The 19,620-nt window shown below is 64.1% G+C and carries 16 protein-coding genes; 5 read left to right on the top strand and 11 right to left on the bottom strand.

The features are described from left to right. Positions 1-98: 98 nt before the first annotated feature. The 7 genes from M1D87_RS18100 to M1D87_RS18130 form a co-directional block, all read right to left on the bottom strand. Positions 99-608: a hypothetical protein gene (locus M1D87_RS18100; protein ID WP_123085868.1), complete on the bottom strand. Its 510-nt coding sequence runs from the start codon at positions 606-608 to the stop codon at positions 99-101. Between the two features lie 63 nt (positions 609-671). Beyond that, the gene (locus M1D87_RS18105; RefSeq protein WP_013973449.1) at positions 672-2,114 is read right to left on the bottom strand and encodes an aminotransferase-like domain-containing protein; all 1,443 of its coding nucleotides are present in this window, start codon (positions 2,112-2,114) and stop codon (positions 672-674) included. 336 nt (positions 2,115-2,450) lie between these two features. Then, the gene (locus tag M1D87_RS18110) at positions 2,451-3,263 is read right to left on the bottom strand and encodes an OmpA family protein (RefSeq protein WP_123085870.1); all 813 of its coding nucleotides are present in this window, start codon (positions 3,261-3,263) and stop codon (positions 2,451-2,453) included. After that, the gene (locus M1D87_RS18115; RefSeq protein ID WP_013973451.1) at positions 3,260-3,613 is read right to left on the bottom strand and encodes a DUF4398 domain-containing protein; all 354 of its coding nucleotides are present in this window, start codon (positions 3,611-3,613) and stop codon (positions 3,260-3,262) included. Before M1D87_RS18115 ends, M1D87_RS18110 begins: the two co-directional genes overlap by 4 nt. 9 nt (positions 3,614-3,622) lie before the next feature. Beyond that, on the bottom strand, positions 3,623-4,444 hold the full coding sequence (locus M1D87_RS18120; protein WP_123085871.1) for a substrate-binding periplasmic protein: 822 nt from the start codon (positions 4,442-4,444) through the stop codon (positions 3,623-3,625). Between the two features lie 77 nt (positions 4,445-4,521). After that, positions 4,522-5,451, bottom strand: coding sequence for an electron transfer flavoprotein subunit alpha/FixB family protein (locus tag M1D87_RS18125; RefSeq protein WP_013973453.1), 930 nt, complete (start codon positions 5,449-5,451; stop codon positions 4,522-4,524). Continuing rightward, positions 5,452-6,201 (bottom strand): electron transfer flavoprotein subunit beta/FixA family protein, encoded by a 750-nt coding sequence (locus M1D87_RS18130; protein WP_025339979.1) that lies wholly within the window; start codon positions 6,199-6,201, stop codon positions 5,452-5,454. Between the two features lie 556 nt (positions 6,202-6,757). Between M1D87_RS18130 and M1D87_RS18135 the strand changes: the two genes are divergently transcribed. Further along, positions 6,758-8,422 carry an electron transfer flavoprotein-ubiquinone oxidoreductase gene (locus M1D87_RS18135; RefSeq protein ID WP_015271102.1) on the top strand — a complete coding sequence of 555 codons (1,665 nt, stop codon included), beginning with the start codon at positions 6,758-6,760 and terminating at the stop codon, positions 8,420-8,422. A 182-nt stretch (positions 8,423-8,604) separates the two neighbouring features. Here M1D87_RS18135 and M1D87_RS18140 read toward each other — a convergent pair whose 3' ends face one another. The 3 genes from M1D87_RS18140 to M1D87_RS18150 all read right to left on the bottom strand — a co-directional run bounded on the left by M1D87_RS18140 (position 8,605) and on the right by M1D87_RS18150 (position 11,127). Then, positions 8,605-9,930, bottom strand: coding sequence for an MFS transporter (locus M1D87_RS18140; RefSeq protein WP_421091799.1), 1,326 nt, complete (start codon positions 9,928-9,930; stop codon positions 8,605-8,607). Positions 9,931-10,002: 72 nt separating this feature from the next. Continuing rightward, positions 10,003-10,482: a histidine kinase gene (locus tag M1D87_RS18145; RefSeq protein WP_123085872.1), complete on the bottom strand. Its 480-nt coding sequence runs from the start codon at positions 10,480-10,482 to the stop codon at positions 10,003-10,005. A 168-nt stretch (positions 10,483-10,650) separates the two neighbouring features. Further along, positions 10,651-11,127: a sigma-70 family RNA polymerase sigma factor gene (locus tag M1D87_RS18150; RefSeq protein WP_123085873.1), complete on the bottom strand. Its 477-nt coding sequence runs from the start codon at positions 11,125-11,127 to the stop codon at positions 10,651-10,653. Between the two features lie 478 nt (positions 11,128-11,605). Between M1D87_RS18150 and M1D87_RS18155 the strand changes: the two genes are divergently transcribed. The 3 genes from M1D87_RS18155 to M1D87_RS18165 are packed head-to-tail and all read left to right on the top strand — an operon-like array spanning position 11,606 to position 16,165. Continuing rightward, complete coding sequence (locus tag M1D87_RS18155) at positions 11,606-12,778, top strand: efflux RND transporter periplasmic adaptor subunit (RefSeq protein ID WP_061551080.1); 1,173 nt, start codon at positions 11,606-11,608, stop codon at positions 12,776-12,778. Continuing rightward, entirely contained in the window at positions 12,779-14,743 is a 1,965-nt protein-coding gene (locus M1D87_RS18160) for a MacB family efflux pump subunit (protein WP_061551079.1), read from the top strand. A gap of 3 nt (positions 14,744-14,746) precedes the next feature. After that, the gene (locus tag M1D87_RS18165) at positions 14,747-16,165 is read left to right on the top strand and encodes an efflux transporter outer membrane subunit (protein WP_061551078.1); all 1,419 of its coding nucleotides are present in this window, start codon (positions 14,747-14,749) and stop codon (positions 16,163-16,165) included. Between the two features lie 133 nt (positions 16,166-16,298). Here M1D87_RS18165 and pvdP read toward each other — a convergent pair whose 3' ends face one another. Beyond that, positions 16,299-17,918 (bottom strand): pyoverdine maturation tyrosinase PvdP, encoded by a 1,620-nt coding sequence (pvdP, locus tag M1D87_RS18170; protein ID WP_123085875.1) that lies wholly within the window; start codon positions 17,916-17,918, stop codon positions 16,299-16,301. 343 nt (positions 17,919-18,261) lie between these two features. On the opposite strand from pvdP, the gene pvdM reads away from it, so the two are divergent. Beyond that, the gene (gene pvdM, locus M1D87_RS18175) at positions 18,262-19,608 is read left to right on the top strand and encodes a pyoverdine-tailoring dipeptidase-like protein PvdM (RefSeq protein ID WP_013973463.1); all 1,347 of its coding nucleotides are present in this window, start codon (positions 18,262-18,264) and stop codon (positions 19,606-19,608) included. Positions 19,609-19,620 lie beyond the last annotated feature (12 nt).

The raw sequence follows: 19,620 nt of genomic DNA on the forward strand, positions 1-19,620 counted from the left end.
AAAACGGGACGAACGTCCCTGGATAGTAACCGCTCAAACAGGCGTTTGAAATTGCTGGCACGATGAAATCTGCTGTGACCCGGCAGTCAGTTCGCCAGCTACTGGCGGTACTCGAAATCGATGGCCGCCCCTTCCACTTCCCGACGGCTGTCATTGCGTAGCTGCAGCTGCATTTCATTGCTGATCAACCGACCATTGAGCTGGAACGGGCTGTCGCTGGTCTCCGGCTTTTCAGTGAACATGGGGGGCAGAAGAGGTTTGCGACGCTGTATCGGCGACAGGCTGCCCACATCTGGCTCAAGGTTATCGACCATCTCGGCCGGCAGGCTGAGGTCGAGCTTTGCCTTGGGTAGCGGCTTGGCAACCTCCTTGCTCACCTGCTTGCGCGCCGGCCTGGCCTTGCTGTTACCGGCTTTTTTTGCTGATTGTTTGTGCGCTGGCCTGGCTGCGGCCTTCTGCACCGGCTTGGCCTTCTGCACCGGCTTGGCCTTCTGCACCGGCTTGGCCGCCTGCGCCTGGCTTGTCGGCTGCGCAGCCTGGGCAACACCAGCCAGGCTGCAGAGCGGTCCAAGGCACAAGATCAGGGCAAAACGGCGCAGAGCATTCATGGCAAATGGACAGACTGGCAGGAAAAGTGCGTATGCTCCCTGTTCCACAGGCGCGTGGCAAGCCTATAAAAATGCCGCCGCTGGCTCCCGACACAATTGCTGGGCAAGCAAACCGAGAGTGATCACCGCGCGCTCGGCTTCCTTGTTCCAAGGTATACCGCAATTAAGGCGGATGCAGTGGTTGAACTGCTCGGTGTTACTGAAGATAAGCCCCGGCGCAATACTGATGCCCTGCTCCAGCGCGCGCACATGCAGCTCCTGGGTGTTGACCCGCCCCGGCAGGCTCACCCACAGGATGAAACCGCCCGTCGGCCGGGTCATCTGGGTACCCTCGGGGAAGTGCTGCTGCACCGCCAACTGGTAGGCACTGAGGTTCTTGCGGTACTCCTGGCGAATGTAACGCAGGTGCCGGTCGTAACCGCCATTCTCCAGGTAGGCCGCCACACCCATCTGCGTCACGCTACAGGCCGAGTGGGTGGTGAAGGTTTGCAGGCGCTGGATCTCGTCCTGATAGCGCCCGGCAATCATCCAGCCAACTCGAACACCAGGGGACAGCGTCTTGGAAAAACTCGAGCAATAGATTACTCGGTCCAGGCGGTCGAATGCCTTGAGCGCCTTGGTCTTGCCCTGCTCGAACATCAGCTCGCCATAGATGTCATCCTCGACGATCTGGATATCGAAGTCCGACGCCAGGCGCAGCAGCTGTTTCTGCCGCTCTTCCGGCACAGTGCCACCCAGCGGATTGCTGAGGCGCGCGGTCAGGACCAGGGCCTTGATCGACCACTGGTTGGCGGCCAGTTGCAGCGCCTCGAGGCTGATGCCGGTGGACGGGTCACTGGGGATCTCGATCACCTTCAGGCCCAGCAGGTCGGCCAGTTGGAGCAGACCGTAATAGGTGGGCGATTCGGCCGCGATCAGGTCGCCTGGACGAGTCAGCACGCGCAGCGACATCTGCAGCGCATCGACACAGCCATGGGTCACGATCACTTCACGCGGGTCGACCAGTACGCCGGCATCACGCATGCGGATGGCGATCTGCCGGCGCAGCGGTTCGAAGCCGGGGCTGAACATGTAGCTGAAGGCACGCGGGCTGTGGAAGCGCGTCACCTTGGCAATCTGCTGGTGCAAGGCACGGACCGGCAGGTAGTCGACATGCGGCACAGCGGCGCCGAACGGGAACACGCCATCACGGCGAGCCTCGGTCAGTACCTGCTGGATGATACTGGCGCGGGTGACCAGGCCGGGGCGCTCCACGCGGGCGATGTCCGGGGTCTGCGCCGTCAGGGCCGGGGTCTGGTGCACGTAGTAGCCGGACTGCGGCCGCGCACGAATCAGCCCCTGGTCCTCGAGATTGGCATAGGCCTGCAGCACCGTGGCATGGCTGACATTGAGCTGGGCGCTCATCTTGCGCACGGAGGGCACCCGCTCGCCTGGCTGGTAGACACCACGACGGATGTCATCGGCCAGTTGCTGGGCGATACGCTGGTACAACAGCAGGTTGGTCATGGCGGCAGACTCGTTATTCTTGTACGGCTCAGTGACGGTAGAGGATACCGTAACAGTTGCAGAGTGTACTGGAACAGAATGCAACATAGTCGACAATACAATAGCGTGACAGCTATCGAAACGATTAAGCCGACAAACTGCCGGGGGTGCGCCGCCCCTGTGGGAGCTGGTTCACCCGCGAAGCAGGTGACGCGGTGGATGGCACCGGCTTTGCCGGTGTTCGCGGCTAAAGCCGCTCCCACAAGAGCAGTGCCAAACTCAAGGCATGCACAATGCCTGTAGGAGCGGCCTTGTGTCGCGAAAGGACCGCAGAGCGGTCCCCGGTATTTCAAAGACTCAGCGTGCTGGCGCCAGCTTGCCCTTGTCATCGGAGAACACGATCTCCACCCGACGGTTCTGCGCCCTGCCCCGCTCCGAGGCATTGGCTTCGATCGGGTACTGGTCGCCATACCCCTCGACCTGCAGGCGCTTCTCGTCGATGCCCAGGTCTACCAGCATGTCGGCCACGGCCTGCGCCCGGTCACGGGACAGCTTCAGGTTGTCCTCCGCCGGGCCGGTGCTGTCGGTATAGCCCTCGATCCGCACCACCCGGCGCGGGTTGAGCTGGAGGAACTGCACCAGCTTGAGCACGGTACGGCTGGCCGAGTTCTTCAGGTCGGCGCGGCCGGTGTCGAACAGCACGTCCCCCAGGGTCATCACCAGACCACGGTCGGCCTGCTCCGAGGCCAGCGCGGCGATCTGCGATTCGACCCACTTGCCCTGCTGCTGGACACTGGCCAGCTTGGCCTCGCGCAGGGCCAATTGCAGGCGCTGGCGCTCCAGGTCGAGCTTTACCTGGCGCTCCTGGTTCAGCGCCAGCTTGGCATGCTCGCTGGCAATTTCACTGTAGCGCTGGCTCAGGTAGGCGTAATGGCGCACGTCTGCACCGGTGCCGATGTAGCTGGACAGGCGCTCGGCACGGGCCAGCGACTCGCCTGCGCGAATCACGTCACGCGGCGCGCTGCGCAGCACATTGGAATCATCCTTGACCTTCTGGAAAGCAGCAGTGGCATCATCCAGCGCTGCGCTGCTGCGCTGGCTGGCGCAACCTTGCAAACCTGCCGCCAGCGCCAGCACTGCCAGCACGGCCAATGGCATGCGACGGATCATGGCTGCACCTCCAACTGCTTGCGCAGGCGCTGGACCCGCGACTGCAGCAGTTGCAGCTGCTCTTCGCTCTTCTGGTTCAGTACCTGGGCCTCGGCCAGACGCGCATCCAGTTCGGCCTGCTCGGCACGCATGCGCGCATCGCGGTAGTCTTCGGTGAGCATGTTGGTCTTGGCCCTGGCCAGCTTGTCTTCAGCCAGCTTGAGCGCATCGACCTGCTCGGTGGCACCGACGGCCCTGGCCTGCTCCAGTGCCTGTTCGGAGATGCGCATCTGCTCGTTCGGGGCCGGATCGTTGGCGCAGCCAGCCAGGCCGAGCACGGCCAGGGCAAGGATTAGTGGTTGGGTTCTCACGCAATCTTCCTAGTGTTTGGGGGCGTCCGACGGCACCTGCAACTGCGCTTTCCAGCGCTCGACATTACGTTGCAGCACAGCCTCGGACGCACCGGAGATCGGCAATTCTGTCAGTTTTTTCGCCAGTTGCCCACGCAACCAGCTGTCATTGCAGGCCGAATTGTGCGACAGGGCCAGATACAGGCCCGGCCGATCCACCGGCAGGCCGCGGGCGATCAGGTCATTGCTCATGCCCAGGCTTTGGGCCATGGCCATGCCCGAATAGCGGCCAGCGAGCACATAATCCACCTGGCCGAGCACCAGCTTCTGGAATGCCTGGGTCAGGTTCTGTGCCGGCACCAGCTTCAGCTGGGCCTTGGCGAAAGCGGTAAAGGCCGGGGTCAGCCGCGCGCGCTCGGACAAACTGCCTTGGTACTGGGCCAGGTCAGCCGGGCCCTCGAAGGCCAGTGTGGCGTCGTGGCGCGTCCACACCAGGTATTCGTTGAGCTGCAGGGGTGGATGGATATAGTCCAGCGCGGTCAGCTGCTCCACCTGCATGGGGGTGTCGAGCAGCAGGTCCATCCGCCCGCTACGTACTTCTTCCAGCGCCTGGTCACGACGGCCGGCGCTCAGCACCTCCACTTTCACACCCAGCTCGCCAGCCACCTGGCGCAGCAGGTCGACGTTGGCGCCGATCAGGTGTTTCGGGTCATTGGGGTCCTGCCATGAATAGGGCGGAGAATCAGGGCTGCCGGTTGCCACCAGGCGTTCACACTTGCCCGCCGCCATGGCCAGCGGCGAAACCAGCACCGCCATGCATGCCAGCACCCCGCCTGCTTTACGCAGCACCATTGCTCACTCCTTGTACAGACCAAAAAAAACCCGGCCCCTGTACAAGGGCCGGGTTCTTTATAAGTGAAGCAGGCGGATCAGACCAGCTTTTCCAGCTCCGGAACCGCTTCGAACAGGTCAGCGACCAGGCCGTAGTCGGCTACCTGGAAGATCGGCGCTTCTTCGTCCTTGTTGATCGCCACGATCACCTTGGAGTCCTTCATGCCGGCCAGGTGCTGGATCGCGCCGGAGATACCGACGGCGATGTACAGCTGTGGCGCGACGATCTTGCCGGTCTGACCGACCTGCATGTCGTTCGGCACGAAGCCGGCGTCGACCGCGGCGCGCGAAGCACCGACGGCAGCGCCGAGCTTGTCGGCCAGGCTGTACAGGTGCTTGAAGTTGTCACCGTTGCCCATGCCACGGCCGCCGGAAACGACGATCTTGGCAGCGGTCAGCTCTGGGCGGTCGGACTTGGCCAGCTCTTCGCCAACGAAGGCCGAGATGCCGGCGTTGTGCGCAGCGCCAACGGCTTCGATGGCAGCCGAACCACCTTCGGCGGCCACGGCGTCGAAGCCGGTGGTACGCACGGTGATGACCTTGATGGCGGCGCTCGATTGCACGGTGGCAATGGCGTTACCAGCATAGATCGGGCGCTTGAAGGTGTCGGCGGACTCGACCGAGATGATCTCGGAGATCTGGTCCACGTCCAGCAGCGCGGCAACGCGCGGCAGGATGTTCTTGCCGTTGGTGGTGGCCGGCGCCAGCACGTGGCTGTAACCCTTGGCCAGCTCGACGATCAGCGGCGCAACGTTTTCTGGCAGGACGTGGGCGTAGGCAGCGTTATCGGCAACCAGCACCTTGGCCACGCCAGCGATCTTGGCTGCGGACTCGGCAACGCCGCCCACGTTCTGGCCAGCGACCAGCACGTGCACATCACCACCGATCTTGGCGGCAGCAGCAACAGTGTTCAGGGTGGCCGGGGCTACGGCACCGTTCTCGTATTCAGCGACAACCAGGATAGTCATTTAGATTACCTTCGCTTCGTTCTTCAGCTTCTCGACCAGTTCGGCCACCGATTTGACCTTGATGCCAGCGCTGCGGGCAGCTGGGGCTTCAACCTTCAGGGTCTTGTTGGTGGAGGCGAGGGAAACGCCCAGCGCGTCTGGAGTAACAGTCTCCAGCGGCTTCTTCTTGGCCTTCATGATGTTCGGCAGCGACGCATAGCGCGGTTCGTTCAGGCGCAGGTCGGTGGTGACGATGGCTGGCAGGTTCAGTGCAACGGTCTGCAGGCCGCCGTCGATTTCACGGGTGACGTTCAGCTTGTCGCCAGCCACTTCGACCTTGGAGGCGAAAGTGCCCTGGGCGAAGCCGGTCAGCGCAGCCAGCATCTGGCCGGTCTGGTTGTTGTCACTGTCGATGGCCTGCTTGCCGAGGATGACCAGCTGCGGCTGCTCTTTGTCGACAACGGCTTTCAGCGCCTTGGCCACGGCCAGGGAATTCAGTTCGTCAGCGGCTTCGACCAGGATGGCACGGTCGGCACCCAGTGCCAGGGCAGTACGCAGTTGCTCCTGGGCAGTGGTCGGGCCGACGGAAACGACGACGATCTCGGACGCGACGCCCTTTTCCTTCAGGCGTACGGCTTCTTCCACGGCGATTTCGCAGAAGGGGTTCATGGACATCTTGACGTTAGCAAGGTCGACGCCGGAGTTGTCCGCCTTGACGCGAACCTTGACGTTGTAGTCGACCACTCGTTTGACAGCTACAAGAACCTTCATGGATTCCTCGTTACTCTCCGGTGAATAGATAGTCGCCAGGGGCAGAGCCCTGCGATGCGCGTGGGTACAAGGGCACCTCTAAAAACGTACCGGGAGGCGGTAACTTCACAGTGACCGAACAGTCTTGTCCGGACTCTTGCGACAAATACTCACGGGTCATTTTCTGTCGTGGCGTGTAAACTCCACTACAAACCGGCCAAAGGCCGCAAAACCCTGCTCCACACCTGGTCTTTAGAGGTGTACCTGCGCCCGGCTGCAAGCCTACGGCGAACGTAAAACCGCTCGTATCTTGACCGTAACACCCAATCCGGTCAATACGGCAAATCGGTCACCCTCCAGCCGCGTTCCTGTGATTTTACTGGCCTGCGGCAAATTCAAACAAACGTTTGTATTGGACCCGCCAAGTGGTGTAGATATAATGCGCGGCCAAGACAAAACGGTGTAGTCCGTCATTTGCCCAGCTACAGTTCCGCCGTTGCGTAGAACCGCTGCGAATGCCCCGCGCACCCAATAAGACAAAGCAACAGCACGAGCCTTGATGAGTAGGAGAGAACCAGTGGAACGCGAATACATGGAATTCGACGTGGTCATCGTCGGCGCCGGCCCGGCGGGCCTGTCCGCCGCCTGCCGCCTGAAGCAGAAGGCCGCCGAAGCCGGTAGCGAAATCAGCGTCTGCGTGGTGGAAAAAGGCTCTGAAGTCGGCGCCCATATCCTCTCCGGCGCGGTGTTCGAACCTCGTGCCCTGAACGAGCTGTTCCCCGACTGGAAGGAGCTCGGCGCGCCGCTGAACACCGAAGTGAAGCGTGACGACATCTACGTGCTCAAGGATGCAGGCAGTTCGACCAAGGTGCCTGACCTGTTCGTGCCCAAGACCATGCACAACCAGGGCAACTACATCATCTCCCTGGGCAACCTGTGCCGCTGGCTGGCCCAGCAGGCCGAGAACCTGGGCGTGGAAGTCTACCCGGGCTTCGCCGCCCAGGAAGCGCTGTTCGATGAAAACGGCGTGGTGCGCGGCATTGTCACCGGCGACATGGGTGTGGACCGTGAAGGCAACCCGAAAGACGGCATGTACACCCCTGGCATGGAGTTGCGTGGCAAGTACACCCTGTTCGCCGAAGGTTGCCGTGGCCACATCGGCAAGCAGCTGATCAAGCGCTTCAACCTGGATAGCGAAGCCGACGTCCAGCACTACGGCATCGGCCTGAAGGAAATCTGGGAAATCGACCCGGCCAAGCACGAGCAGGGCCTGGTGGTGCACACCGCCGGCTGGCCGCTGGACGTGATGGCCAAGGACAACACTGGTGGTTCGTTCCTCTATCACCTGGAAAACAACCAGGTGGTGGTCGGCCTGATCGTCGACCTGTCCTACGCCAACCCCTACCTGTCGCCGTTCGACGAGTTCCAGCGTCTCAAGCACCACCCGGTGATGGCGCAATACCTCGAAGGCGGCAAGCGCATCAGCTACGGTGCCCGTGCCATCTGCAAGGGCGGCTTCAACTCGCTGCCGAAAATGGTCTTCAACGGCGGCGCGCTGATCGGCTGCGACCTGGGTACCCTGAACTTCGCCAAGATCAAGGGCAGCCACACCGCAATGAAGTCCGGCATGCTCGCCGCCGAAGCGGTGGCTGATGCACTGATCGCCGGCAGCGAAGGCGGTGACCAGCTCAACGGCTACGTCAGCGCCTTCAAGGCCAGCTGGCTGTACGAGGAGCTGTTCGCCAGCCGCAACTTCGGCCCGGCCATGCACAAGTTCGGCCCGCTGCTGGGCGCGGCATTCAACTATGTGGACCAGAACTGGTTCGGCGGCAAGCTGCCGTTCACCCTGCACGACACCAAGCCGGACTACGCCTGCCTGAAGCTGGCCGCCGAGTCGCAGAAGATCGATTACCCGAAACCGGACGGCAAGCTCAGCTTCGACAAGCTCAGCTCGGTATTCCTCTCCAGCACCAACCACGAAGAGGAACAGCCCTGCCACCTGAAGCTGACCGACCCGAACGTGCCGATCGCCAGCAACCTGCCGCTGTACGACGAGCCGGCCCAGCGCTACTGCCCGGCAGGCGTGTACGAGGTTGTCACCCAGGAAGACGGCAGCAAGCGCTTCCAGATCAACGCGCAGAACTGCGTGCATTGCAAGACCTGCGACATCAAGGACCCGGCCCAGAACATCACCTGGGTCACCCCTGAAGGCGCTGGCGGGCCGAACTACCCGAACATGTAAGGCCCCTGCCCTGCACTGACAAAAAGCCCCCGGTTCTCACGAGCCGGGGGCTTTTTGTTTTACCTGTACCGGCCTCATCGCCGGCAAGCCAGCTCCCACCTCGACCGCATCGACCTCGAGCCATGCGCTATCCCTGTGGGAGCCGGCTTGCCGGCGATGAGGCCAGAACAAACAACAGAAAACTATTTTTCACCACACATTACCGGCATCGGCTCTGCCGCGAACGCCAATGGCTCCCGACGCCCGAAGTACAAGGCCGTCAGCAACCCCACCGTGCCCATGGCAAGACAAAAGCCGACACACAACCACGGGCTCCACGGCATCAGCGCAATCAGCGCCAGCGGCGTGGTGCTGGCCCAAAGCGCGTAGGCCACGTTATAGGTGAAGGAGATGCCCGACACGCGGATCTCGGCCGGGAACAACCCGACCATCACTGACGGCACCACTCCCACCACGCCGCAGGACAGGCCCGCCAGCGCATAGGCCAGCCAGGTCACGCCCCACTGCCCCACCAGGCTGGCATACAACGCGCCGATGCCCACCGGCAGCAACAGGCTGTAGAACATCAGTGCGCGCCAGGCGCCTGCACGGTCGACCAGCAGCCCGGCCAGCACGCAGCCGATGTTGAGGAAGACGATGCCCACGCTGCTAAGGGCAAAGGTGTGCCCGGCACTCATGCCGAAGCGCTGCTGCATCACTGTCGGAGTAATCACCACCAGCACCACCACGGCGGAAGTCAGCACGCAGGTCAGCAGCGCCGCCGGGATCAACGCCCGGCGGTGTTCGCCCAGCACCCGCCGCAGCGGGAAGCTCACCGGCTGCTCCTGGCGCGCGCGCAGGGCAAGGAACACCGGTGTTTCGCTGAGCCAACGACGCAGCCACACGCCGATCACGCCGAATACCCCGCCGAGCAGGAACGGATAGCGCCAGGCGTAGTCGAGGATTTCCTGCGGGGTGAACACTTGCGCCAGCAAGGTCGCGGTCAGTGCCCCCAGCAGATAGCCAAAGGTCAAGCCGGCCTGCAGGAAGCCCAGGGCATAACCGCGCCGCCCGGCTGGCGCGTGCTCGGCGACGAAGGTCCAGGCACTCGGCACCTCGCCGCCCACCGCCGCGCCCTGCAAGATACGCAGTGCCAGCAGGATCAGCGGTGCAGCGTAGCCGATGTCGGCGTAGGTCGGCATCACCCCGATCAACAGGCACGGCAGGGCCATCATCAGGATGCTCAGGCTGAAGACCCGCTTGCGTCCCAGGTGGTCGGCGAAGTGCGCCATAAGGATGCCGCCCAGCGGCCGCGCCAGGTAGCCGGTGACAAAGATTCCGAAGCTTTGCAGCAGGCGCAGCCACTCGGGCATCTCGGGCGGGAAGAACAACTGGCTTAGGGTCAGCGCAAAGAATACGAAGATGATGAAATCGTAGATCTCCAGCGCGCCGCCCAACGCCGCCAGGCCCAGGGTCCGGTGGTCGCCGCGGCTGAACCGTGGCGGGCGAGCGGTATCGATGGCAGTCATGGCAGGGTCCGCAAATCGGCAAAAGGCAAGAGGATAGCAAATAGCTGCCCCCTTGCCCCGCCCGCTGCGGCTTTAGCGGTTGAACAGGGTGTTGACGAAATTGGCCTTCGGCAGTGGCCGCGCCGTGGCAACCGGCATGGCACCCGGCAGCGGTAGCCTGCCGACCTGCAGCGGCGAATCGATGATCGCCATGAATGCCTCCAGTGCCTCGTTGTCGGGCACCTGGGGCAAGCTCATGCTGACGGCCTGGCGCTCGGCCTGCGGCACCAACGGCACTTGCAACTGGTTGGAGTGATAAAGCAGGGCATGCTGGATCTGCGTGCTGACGCGACAGAAGCGCGCCAGATCGACCCCGACATGACTGGCCAGCTCGATATTGCCCAATAGCAGGTGGAAAGGCTGCAAGGCACTGAGCACCAGGCGCTGCAGCTCCTCGAAGCTTTCCACTGGCGCTATCCGGTAGTAGCCCAGGCCGTTGAGCAGCCGCTCCAGTTGCAGGCGCTGGGAGGGGTGTGCATCGGCGATGAGGATGCGCAGGGTCTTGTTGGCCATGGTGGGACCTGGGCAGTTGGGTAATGGTTAGGCTCCATGACCATACTGCGCCAGTAACGGCTGCTGCCTAGGCTACGCCTGGCAAGGGTCTTCTTTGATAGAAGTCGGGAAAACCGTGGAAATCAAGTGATCGACTGACGGAATTTTCATCCGCCTTTAACCCGGCGATCAGGATTCCCACTCGCGCATGCGCACACGACAGTGCTTCATGGCATTGACGATGTGCTTTTCCACCAGGCTGCGGGAAATACCCAGGTGCTCGGCAATCTGTTGGTGTGACAGGCCTTCGAGCTTGCGCAGCAGGAAGCAGTCGCGGCAGACCTTGCTCAGCTCATCCAGGGCGCGCTGCATCAGCGCCAGGCGCTGGTCGAGCTGCATGTCATGGGTCGGCGCCGGGGTGTGCCAGCGCTCGTCGTTGTCCAGCACCTCCAATGGCTCGGCCCGGCGCACCTGGTGCCGGCGGTGGCGGTCGACAACCAGGTTGAGCGCGGTGCGGTAGAGGAAAGCACGCGGGTGCTCGATGCGCTCGGCGTCGGTGCGCTCCAGCACTCGCAGGTAGGCATCATGCGCCACGTCTTCGGCGGCCTGACGACTGCCCAGGCGCGAAGAAAGAAAACCCACCAGTTCGCGATAGTAATGTTCCACGACGTTACCTGAGATCGTCCTGCCAGCCTATGCCAGAAAGCCTTTTCAGGCAGCAACGCGGGACCGAGTGATGTCAACGTGCGATCTTACAAATTATAATTATTCTCAGCAACAAGGGTATGTCTTGGGAGGTTTCGCGCCTGTGAAATCGCGCGCCGCCCGCGCGGCGCTTCGCAGCACAAGGCTGCTCCTACATCTGTTTCGGGCCAATTATTCCTGTGACAGAGGCGCGCGTCCCTCTGGCGTCCACCTCAATATCGTGTCGGACAAACAGGGCGGTCGCGCGCATTGGTACAGGCGTTACTGGCCCGAAATAGATGTAGGAGCAGCCTTGTGCTGCGAAGCGCCGCGCGGGCGGCGCTCGATCTCACAGGCGCCACAACCCTGTCGCCATACACCTGTCAGCCCCTGCTCAATATTCGCTAAATCCCCTCCTGCCGCTTTCGTCTATCTGGCACCCACTCGGCTGGATGTCTGCATGAGACCTTTAACCAACACCCGTCGCCGGCTCCTGCTCAGCGGCCTGGGCCTGCTCGGCCTGGGCAGCCTGCTGGCCTGGAAGGCCCTGCCCTACGGCGCACAGCCGCTCAGCACGGTTGCCGTGACCCGCGCCGACATCGAAAGCAGCGTTACCGCACTGGGCACCCTGCAACCAAGGCGCTACGTGGACGTCGGTGCCCAGGCATCGGGGCAGATCCACACCCTGCATGTGGAGGTCGGCGACACGGTGCGCAAAGGCCAGCTGCTGGTCGAGATTGACCCTTCTACCCAGCAGGCCCGGCTGGATGCCGGCCGCTACTCGATCGACAACCTCAAGGCCCAGCTGGCCGAACAACGCGCTCAGTTCCAACTGGCCCGGCAGCAGCTCAAACGCCAACGGGAGCTGGCCGCCGCCGGCGCCACCCGTGACGAGGACGTGCAAACGGCCGCCGCACAGCTGAAGGTCACCCAGGCGCGCATCGACATGTTCCAGGCGCAGATCCGCCAGGCCCAGGCCAGCCTGCGCAGCGACGAGGCCGAGCTGGGCTACACGCGCATCTACGCGCCGATGGACGGCACGGTAGTGGCGGTGGATGCCCGTGAGGGGCAGACCCTCAATGCCCAACAACAAACCCCGTTGATCCTGCGCATCGCCAAGCTCTCGCCGATGACCGTGTGGGCCCAGGTGTCGGAGGCCGACATCGGCAAGGTCACCCCGGGCATGACCGCCTACTTCACCACCCTGGCCGGCGGCAAGCGCCGCTGGACCAGCACCGTGCGGCAAGTGCTGCCGATCCCACCCAAGCCACTGGAGCAGGCCAGCCAGGGCGGCGGCAGCCCGGCCAGCGTCAGCAATGGCAGTGCCGGCAGCCAGGTGGTGCAGTACAGCGTGCTGCTGGATGTCGACAACCCGGACGGCGCCCTGATGGCCGAGATGACCACGCAGGTGTTCTTTGTCGCCGGCAAAGCCAGCCAGGTGCTGACCGTACCACTGGCCGCGCTGGACGAAGGCGATGGCCTGCGCCTGGCGCATGTGCTGACCCGCGACGGCAAGGTGGAACAGCGCCAGGTGCGCACCGGCCTCAGCGACCGCCTGCGGGTACAGGTGCTGGACGGCCTGAACGAAGGCGAACGCCTGGTGATAGGCGCCCCTGGCGTCAGCGGAGGTTGAATGAGCACACCCCTGATCGAGCTGGTCGACATCCGTAAATCCTACGGCGGCATCGAAACGCCCAAGGTCGATATCCTTCATGGCATCAGCTTGCGCATCCATCCCGGCGAGTTCGTCGCCATCGTCGGCGCCTCTGGCTCCGGCAAATCGACCTTGATGAATATCCTCGGCTGCCTCGACCGCCCCACCTCCGGCAGTTACCGCTTCGCCGGCAAGGATGTGGCCGAGCTGGGCAGCGACGAACTGGCCTGGCTGCGCCGCGAGGCGTTCGGCTTCGTGTTCCAGGGCTACCACCTGATCCCCTCGGGCTCGGCCCAGGAAAACGTCGAAATGCCGGCCATCTATGCCGGCATCGCCGCCAACGAACGCCACGCCCGTGCCAGCGCCCTGCTCGGCCGCCTGGGCCTGGCCAGCCGCACTGGCAACCGCCCGCACCAGTTGTCTGGCGGCCAGCAACAACGGGTGTCGATTGCCCGGGCGTTGATGAACGGTGGCCATATCATCCTCGCCGACGAACCCACTGGCGCCCTCGACAGCCACAGCGGCACCGAAGTGATGGCGTTGCTCGACGAGCTGGCCAGCCAGGGCCACGTGATCATCCTGATCACCCATGACCGCAATGTCGCGGCGCGGGCGCAGCGCGTGATCGAAATTAGCGACGGCCTGATCATCAGCGATTCGGCCGCCGAAAAGCCCATGGTCGAAAACAGTCGCGGGCTACAGGCCGACCAGCTGCGCCAGCGCCTGGACCATGGCGCAACCTTGCACGGGGCATGGAAAGGTGAATTGTTCGAAGCCCTGCAGGCGGCCTGGCGGGTGATGTGGGTCAACCGCTTCCGCACCGCCCTGACCCTGCTGGGGATCGTCATCGGTGTGGCCTCGGTGGTGGTGATGCTGGCAGTGGGCGAAGGCAGCAAGCGCCAGGTCATGGCGCAGATGGCAGCCTTCGGCTCGAACATCCTCTACCTGAACGGCAAGCCGGCGAGCCTGGGTGAGCAGGCCGGCACCATTACCCTCGACGATGTCGCTGCCATCGGCCAACTGCCGCAGGTCAAGCACGTGATGCCGGTGATCGGCGAAAAGATGATGGTGCGCCACGGCAACAACAGCCAGCGGTTCTATGTGGGTGGCAACAACACCGGGTTCCCCGAGATTTTCAACTGGCCGGCGGTGCAAGGCAGCTTCTACAGCGATGCCGATGAAGCCAACGCTGCCGCGGTGGCGGTGATCGGCCAGAAAGTGCGGGAAAAGATGCTCGACCCTGGGCGCGACCCTTTGGGGCAGTACCTGTTGATCGGCAATGTGCCGTTCCAGGTGGTCGGTATCCTGGCCGGCAAGGGCGCCAGCTCTGGCGACCAGGACAGCGACGGGCGCATCGTGGTGCCCTACTCCGCCGCAGCCATCCGTCTGTTCGGCCAGCGTGACCCGGACTACATCGCCGTTGCCGCCCTGGACTCCACGCGGGTCAACGAAGCCGAAGCGGCCATCGACAAGCTGCTGCGCCAGCGCCACAACGGCCGCCAGGACTTCGAGCTGACCAATGACGCAGCACTGATCCAGGCCGAGGCGCGCACGCAGAACAGCCTGTCGCTGATGCTGGGGGCGATCGCCGCGATCTCGCTGCTGGTGGGTGGCATCGGCGTGATGAACATCATGTTGATGACCGTGCGCGAGCGCACCCGTGAAATCGGTATCCGCATGGCCACCGGCGCGCGCCAGCGCGACATCCTGCGGCAATTCCTCAGCGAGGCGGTGATGCTGTCGATGGTCGGCGGCCTGGCCGGCATCGTCCTGGCCCTGGCCATCGGTGGCGGCCTGATGCTGGCCGAAGTGGCGGTGGCCTTTGCCCTGCCCGCCATGCTCGGCGCCTTCGCCTGTGCTGTCGTCACCGGCATCGTGTTCGGCTTCATGCCAGCGCGCAAGGCCGCCCGCCTCGACCCGGTCAAAGCCCTTACCAGCGAATAACCCATGACTCTGCCTAGCCGCATCAGCCTGTTGCCCCTGTGCGTATGCCTCGCCGCCTGCAGCACGCCGCAAACACCCGCCAGCGGTATTGCCGCGCCATCTGCCTGGCAAGGCGAGGCCGCATCACCCTCGGCCCAACTGCCAACGACGCAGTGGTGGCAAGCCTTCGCCAGCCGCGAACTCGACCGCCTGGTGCAGCACGCCCTGCACAATGCCCACGACCTGGCTGCTGCCACGGCACGGGTACGCCAGGCCCAGGCCCGCGCAGTCATCGCCGGCGCGCCGCTGCTACCGGAGCTGAAGCTGGGCCTGGATGGTAGCCGCCAACGCCTGCTGCACGGTGACGGCTACGACCAGCTGGATGTCAGCCGCAGCGAACCCACCAGCACCTCGTTCGGCATGCAGCTCAGCGCCAGCTACGAAATCGACTTCTGGGGTGGCCTGCGGGCGACCCGTGACAGCGCCCTGCGCAGCCTGGATGCCAGCCGCTTCGACCGCCAGACCGTGGAGCTGACCTTGGTCAGCGCGGTGGCCGACAGTTACCTGCAGGGCCTGGCTTTGCAGGAACAGTTGCGCATTGCCCGCCTCAACCTGCGCAATGCCCAGGACGTGCTGGGCCTGGTCGAGGCACGCCAGCGCAGCGGTTCTGCCACGCGCCTGGAACTGGCCCAGCAGCGCAGCCTGGTGGCCGCGCAGCAACGTCAGTTGCCGTTACTGGAACAGAAGTGGCAAGACAGCCGGGTCACCCTGGCGACCCTGCTCGGCGACCCGGTGCAGTCGCTGCCCACCAGCCAGGACGCGATCAACACCCTGCAATGGCCCGCCATTGGCAGCGGCGTGCCCAGCGAGCTGCTCACCCGCCGCCCGGACATTGCCGCAGCAGAAGCTCGGCTCGCTGCCGCCAGCGCCAATGTGCAGGTCGCCCGCGCCGCCATGCTGCCCAAGCTCACCCTCGGGGCCAACCTGGGGGCTGGCGCCAATACCTTTGCCCATTTGTTCGACAGCTCCTACTACACCCTCACCAGCGGCCTGGTCGCGCCGGTCTTCAACAACGGCCGCCTGCGCGCCGCGCGTGAACTGGCCGAGGCTGAACAGGCAGAGTTGCTGGAGACCTACCGCAGCAGCATCCTGGCCGGTTTTGCCGATGTCGAAAAGGCGCTCAATGCGATCCAGGGCGTGGACCGCCAGCGACAGTGGCAGGATGAAGAAGTGGCGCAGGCGCGCCTGGCATTCGACCTGGCGCAGCAGCGTTATGGCGCGGGAGCGGAGACGCTGTTGAGCGTGCTGGAGACCCAGCGCACCTTGTATGCTGCGCAGGACCAGCAGGCCCAACTGCGCCTGGCCCGGTTGCAGGGTAGCGTGGCGTTGTACAAGGCATTGGGGGGTGGGTGGCAACTAGAACACCTGCGCGCCCCGTTGTAGTGGCCTTGTGTCGCGATGGGCCGCAAGGCGGCCCCGGCATTATCCGCATCAATGCTGAAATCCGGAGGCTGCTGCGCAGCCCATCGCGACACAAGGCCGCTCCTACAAAAAGGCAGCACAAGCCTCGGGGGCTTCAACGCGAGCGCTGCGCCACCTTCAGGTTGCGCGCATACCATGGCCGCTGCGGTACCTTGGGCCGCAGCTTGTCGAGCAGGTCGTCATCGCTGTAGATGATGCGCAACGCCAGCTTCATGGTCTCGGGGTCCATCTCTACACTGCGCCCGGGCCGCAAACCCGGCACCGTCGAGCAACCATGGGTATCCGGCCCTAGCCACGGGTCGGCCACCTCCACCCAGCGCCCTGGGGCAAACCATGGCACACCATTGACTTCCAGGCGCCGCACCTCGCCCGGGTGCAGCCGCTCATGAGCGTGGAACCAGTCCTCGACGCGGTCGTCGATCCAGCCATGAAAGTGCCAGAACACCGGGTTCACATGGGATGAAAACGGGTCACCGAGAAAATCGTTCTGTTCTGCGAACCAGCGTTCGGCAAAATCATCCGGCGTGCGCGCCGTCGGCACCGGCATGCCGTTGGAGGGGTCGCGCGGCACCGATGCCCAGCGCATGTGCAGCCAGTCGTGCAGGCCCAGCTCCACTTCCGAACCGAACTGGCCCAGGGTCAAGGTGCTCAGGTACTCCGGGTCGGTGTAGCGTGACTCCCAGACCTGGAAGTTGCCATGGAAGGTATCCGGCGTCTTGATGTCGCGCACCCACTGGGTGTATTCCGCATCACCGCTGGCCAGCCAGGTGGGCGGCAGGGCATTGCCGTCATGGTTGTCGAAGTAGCGGGCGAATCCGGCCCGGTCGCGCTCCAGTTCCGGCTGTGGCAACGGGAAGCGCGTCCATGACGGCAAGTCCTGCAAGGCACGGGCCCTGCCAAGCATGTGCCGGTGCATGAAGAAAAAGTCTTCGCCCGAGCCGTTGCGGTCCTTGTGCCGGCCCCGCGCATCACGCTCGCGATCACGTGGCCCGGGCTGCCAGCCCAGGCCACGCAGGGCGCCCTGCTTGTCCTTGCCCAGTTTGTGCCATTTGTCCCGCGACGAATGCCACAGCTGGTGGAACAGGCGATGCTCCGGGGCGGTCAGCCAGGCCAGCAGTTGCGGGTTCAGCGGGGTACGCTCGCGCGCCTCGGGGAAGGTGCGCTTCAAGGCCAGAAACTGGTTATCCTCCACGGGCAATGTCAGAGCGCGGTCCAGGCGTGCAATGCGCCCGTTGAGGGTCGCCGGCCCGGCGTTGCCGAACCGGCCCCAGACCTCGTCGAGCACGATATGGCATTCATAGCGGGCACGGGCCGAAAACAGACGCCAGCGCAGGGTGCCCGGTTTGTCTGCCAACAGGTCGCCTACCACGCGGTAGCGCGGCTCTTCCTGCCCCCGCAGGCGCTCGGGGGTATCCAGGTAGCCGCGCAGGGCGCGCCCGCTGGTTGCCACATCCAGGAACAGTTCCAGTTCACCTGTGGGCAGGCCGTCCAACCCCGCATCCTTGCCTTGCAGGGTCCAACGCCAGATCCCGCGCAGGGTATCGCCCAACTGCTGCAGGCGGGTATCGGCCAACTCGACTACGGCCTCGCCAGGGGTTTCCGGGAATTCCTCGGCGGCACGCTGGCGCTGCACATACAGCGCCCCCAGCGCACCGGGCACCACCACACCCGTCAGTGCCACACCGGCGATGAAACCGCGTCGGGAAATCGTCATTGCATACCTGTGCATTCATTGCGGCCATGGAGCACGGCCCGTCCAAGGCTAGAACGTTGCACGGCAGGCGAAATTTAACAGCTTGCCACCCCCGCCCTGAGGGCAACTCGGTCAATGTAGGAGCGGCCTTGTGTCGCGAAAGGGCCGCAAGGCGGCCCCGGCAATTTTGCAGAGGTCGAAGATCCTGGGGCGCTGCGCACCCCTGTCGCGACACAAGGCCGCTCCTACAGGGCCCTGCGCCAGCGACCTGATAGCGGCTAAATTTCCCGGGTGCGAGCTCGTTCACTGCAGGTAGCGGCGACCTCTGTGCCCATCCCTCGACGGTGAACCTACTGAGACCAAGATGACGACTCCACGCTGGAAGAAAGCCCTGTTTATCAGCCTGTCCGCGGCGGTTGCCGCTGGTGCCGGGTTTGCCGCCTGGCACTACTTCGCCACACCCGCTGGCTATTCCAGGGAGGTGACCCGCCAGGCCAACGACCTGCAGGAACGCATCATCTCGTTCGACAGCCACGTCACCCTGCCGCTGACCTTCGGCACCGAAGGCAGTGAGGCCGACAAGGATGGCGATGGCCGCTTCGACCTGGCAAAGGCCGCACGCGGGCGTTTGTCCGGCGCGGCCCTGACCATCTTCGCCTGGCCAGAGTCCTGGACCGGAGACGGCGGCCCGCACCGCCCGACCCCAGGTTTCGTCGAAGCCGCCCGCCACACCCAAGAGGTGCGCTACAACGCCATCACCGCCATGGTCCGCGACTTCCCGCAGCAGGTGGGTATTGCCTATACCCCGCAAGACATGCGGCGCCTGCACGGCGAAGGCAAGTTCGCGGTGTTCCTCAGCATGCTCAACGCCTATGCGCTGGGCGATGACATCGACCAGCTCGACCGCTGGGCCGCGCGCGGCGTGCGCATGTTCGGCTTCAGCTACGTGGGCAACAACAGTTGGGCCGACTCTTCGCGCCCGCTGCCGTTCTTCAATGACACCGCCGATGCCCTGGACGGCCTGTCGCCGGTCGGCAAGCGCGCCGTGCAGCGGCTGAACGACCTGGGTGTGATCATCGATGTGTCGCAAATGTCCAGCAAGGCGCTGGCCCAGGCCGTTGCCCTCAGCCGCGCGCCGGTGGTGGCCTCGCACTCGGTGCCACGGGCGATGGTCGACATCAGGCGCAACCTCTCCGACAAGGAGCTGCAGCTGATCAAGGACAGCGGCGGCGTGGTCCAGCTGGTGGCCTTCTCCACCTACCTCAAGCCCTTGAGCAGCAAGACCCAGGACAAACTCAACGCCCTGCGCGCCCACTACGACCTGCCACCACTGGCCAACCTCGACTACGCACTGATGCCAGGTGACCCGGTGATTGCCGGCTGGCCCGAGCAGAAGGTCGGCCAATATGCCAACGCGCTGTACGGCATTCTAGAGGAGGAACCGCCGGCCACGCTCAAGGACTATGGCGACGCCATCGACTACACCGTGCGCAAGATCGGCATCGATCATGTCGGCCTGAGCTCGGACTTCAACGAAGGCGGTGGCATCGACGGTTGGCAGAACGCCAGTGAAGCACGCAACGTCACCGCCGAACTGATCAGCCGCGGCTACTCCGAAGCGGATATCGCCAAGCTCTGGGGCGGCAACTTCCTGCGGGTGTGGGAGCAGGTGCAGCGCGCCGCGCAACCTGTCGCCACCTCATCCCCCTGACCCTTGCGAGCC

This window comes from Pseudomonas sp. SA233 (genome assembly GCF_054792385.1).

Bases quoted from the DNA above. Each gene is read 5' to 3' on its own strand.
- M1D87_RS18125 (WP_013973453.1), bottom strand. From the start codon at position 5,451: ATGACTATCCTGGTTGTCGCTGAATACGAGAACGGTGCCGTAGCCCCG.
- M1D87_RS18110 (WP_123085870.1), bottom strand. From the start codon at position 3,263: ATGATCCGTCGCATGCCATTGGCCGTGCTGGCAGTGCTGGCGCTGGCG.
- M1D87_RS18160 (WP_061551079.1), top strand. From the start codon at position 12,779: ATGAGCACACCCCTGATCGAGCTGGTCGACATCCGTAAATCCTACGGC.
- M1D87_RS18100 (WP_123085868.1), bottom strand. From the start codon at position 608: ATGAATGCTCTGCGCCGTTTTGCCCTGATCTTGTGCCTTGGACCGCTC.
- pvdM (WP_013973463.1), top strand. From the start codon at position 18,262: ATGACGACTCCACGCTGGAAGAAAGCCCTGTTTATCAGCCTGTCCGCG.
- M1D87_RS18130 (WP_025339979.1), bottom strand. From the start codon at position 6,201: ATGAAGGTTCTTGTAGCTGTCAAACGAGTGGTCGACTACAACGTCAAG.
- M1D87_RS18165 (WP_061551078.1), top strand. From the start codon at position 14,747: ATGACTCTGCCTAGCCGCATCAGCCTGTTGCCCCTGTGCGTATGCCTC.
- M1D87_RS18120 (WP_123085871.1), bottom strand. From the start codon at position 4,444: ATGGTGCTGCGTAAAGCAGGCGGGGTGCTGGCATGCATGGCGGTGCTG.
- M1D87_RS18145 (WP_123085872.1), bottom strand. From the start codon at position 10,482: ATGGCCAACAAGACCCTGCGCATCCTCATCGCCGATGCACACCCCTCC.
- M1D87_RS18155 (WP_061551080.1), top strand. From the start codon at position 11,606: ATGAGACCTTTAACCAACACCCGTCGCCGGCTCCTGCTCAGCGGCCTG.
- M1D87_RS18105 (WP_013973449.1), bottom strand. From the start codon at position 2,114: ATGACCAACCTGCTGTTGTACCAGCGTATCGCCCAGCAACTGGCCGAT.
- pvdP (WP_123085875.1), bottom strand. From the start codon at position 17,918: ATGACGATTTCCCGACGCGGTTTCATCGCCGGTGTGGCACTGACGGGT.
- M1D87_RS18140 (WP_421091799.1), bottom strand. From the start codon at position 9,930: ATGACTGCCATCGATACCGCTCGCCCGCCACGGTTCAGCCGCGGCGAC.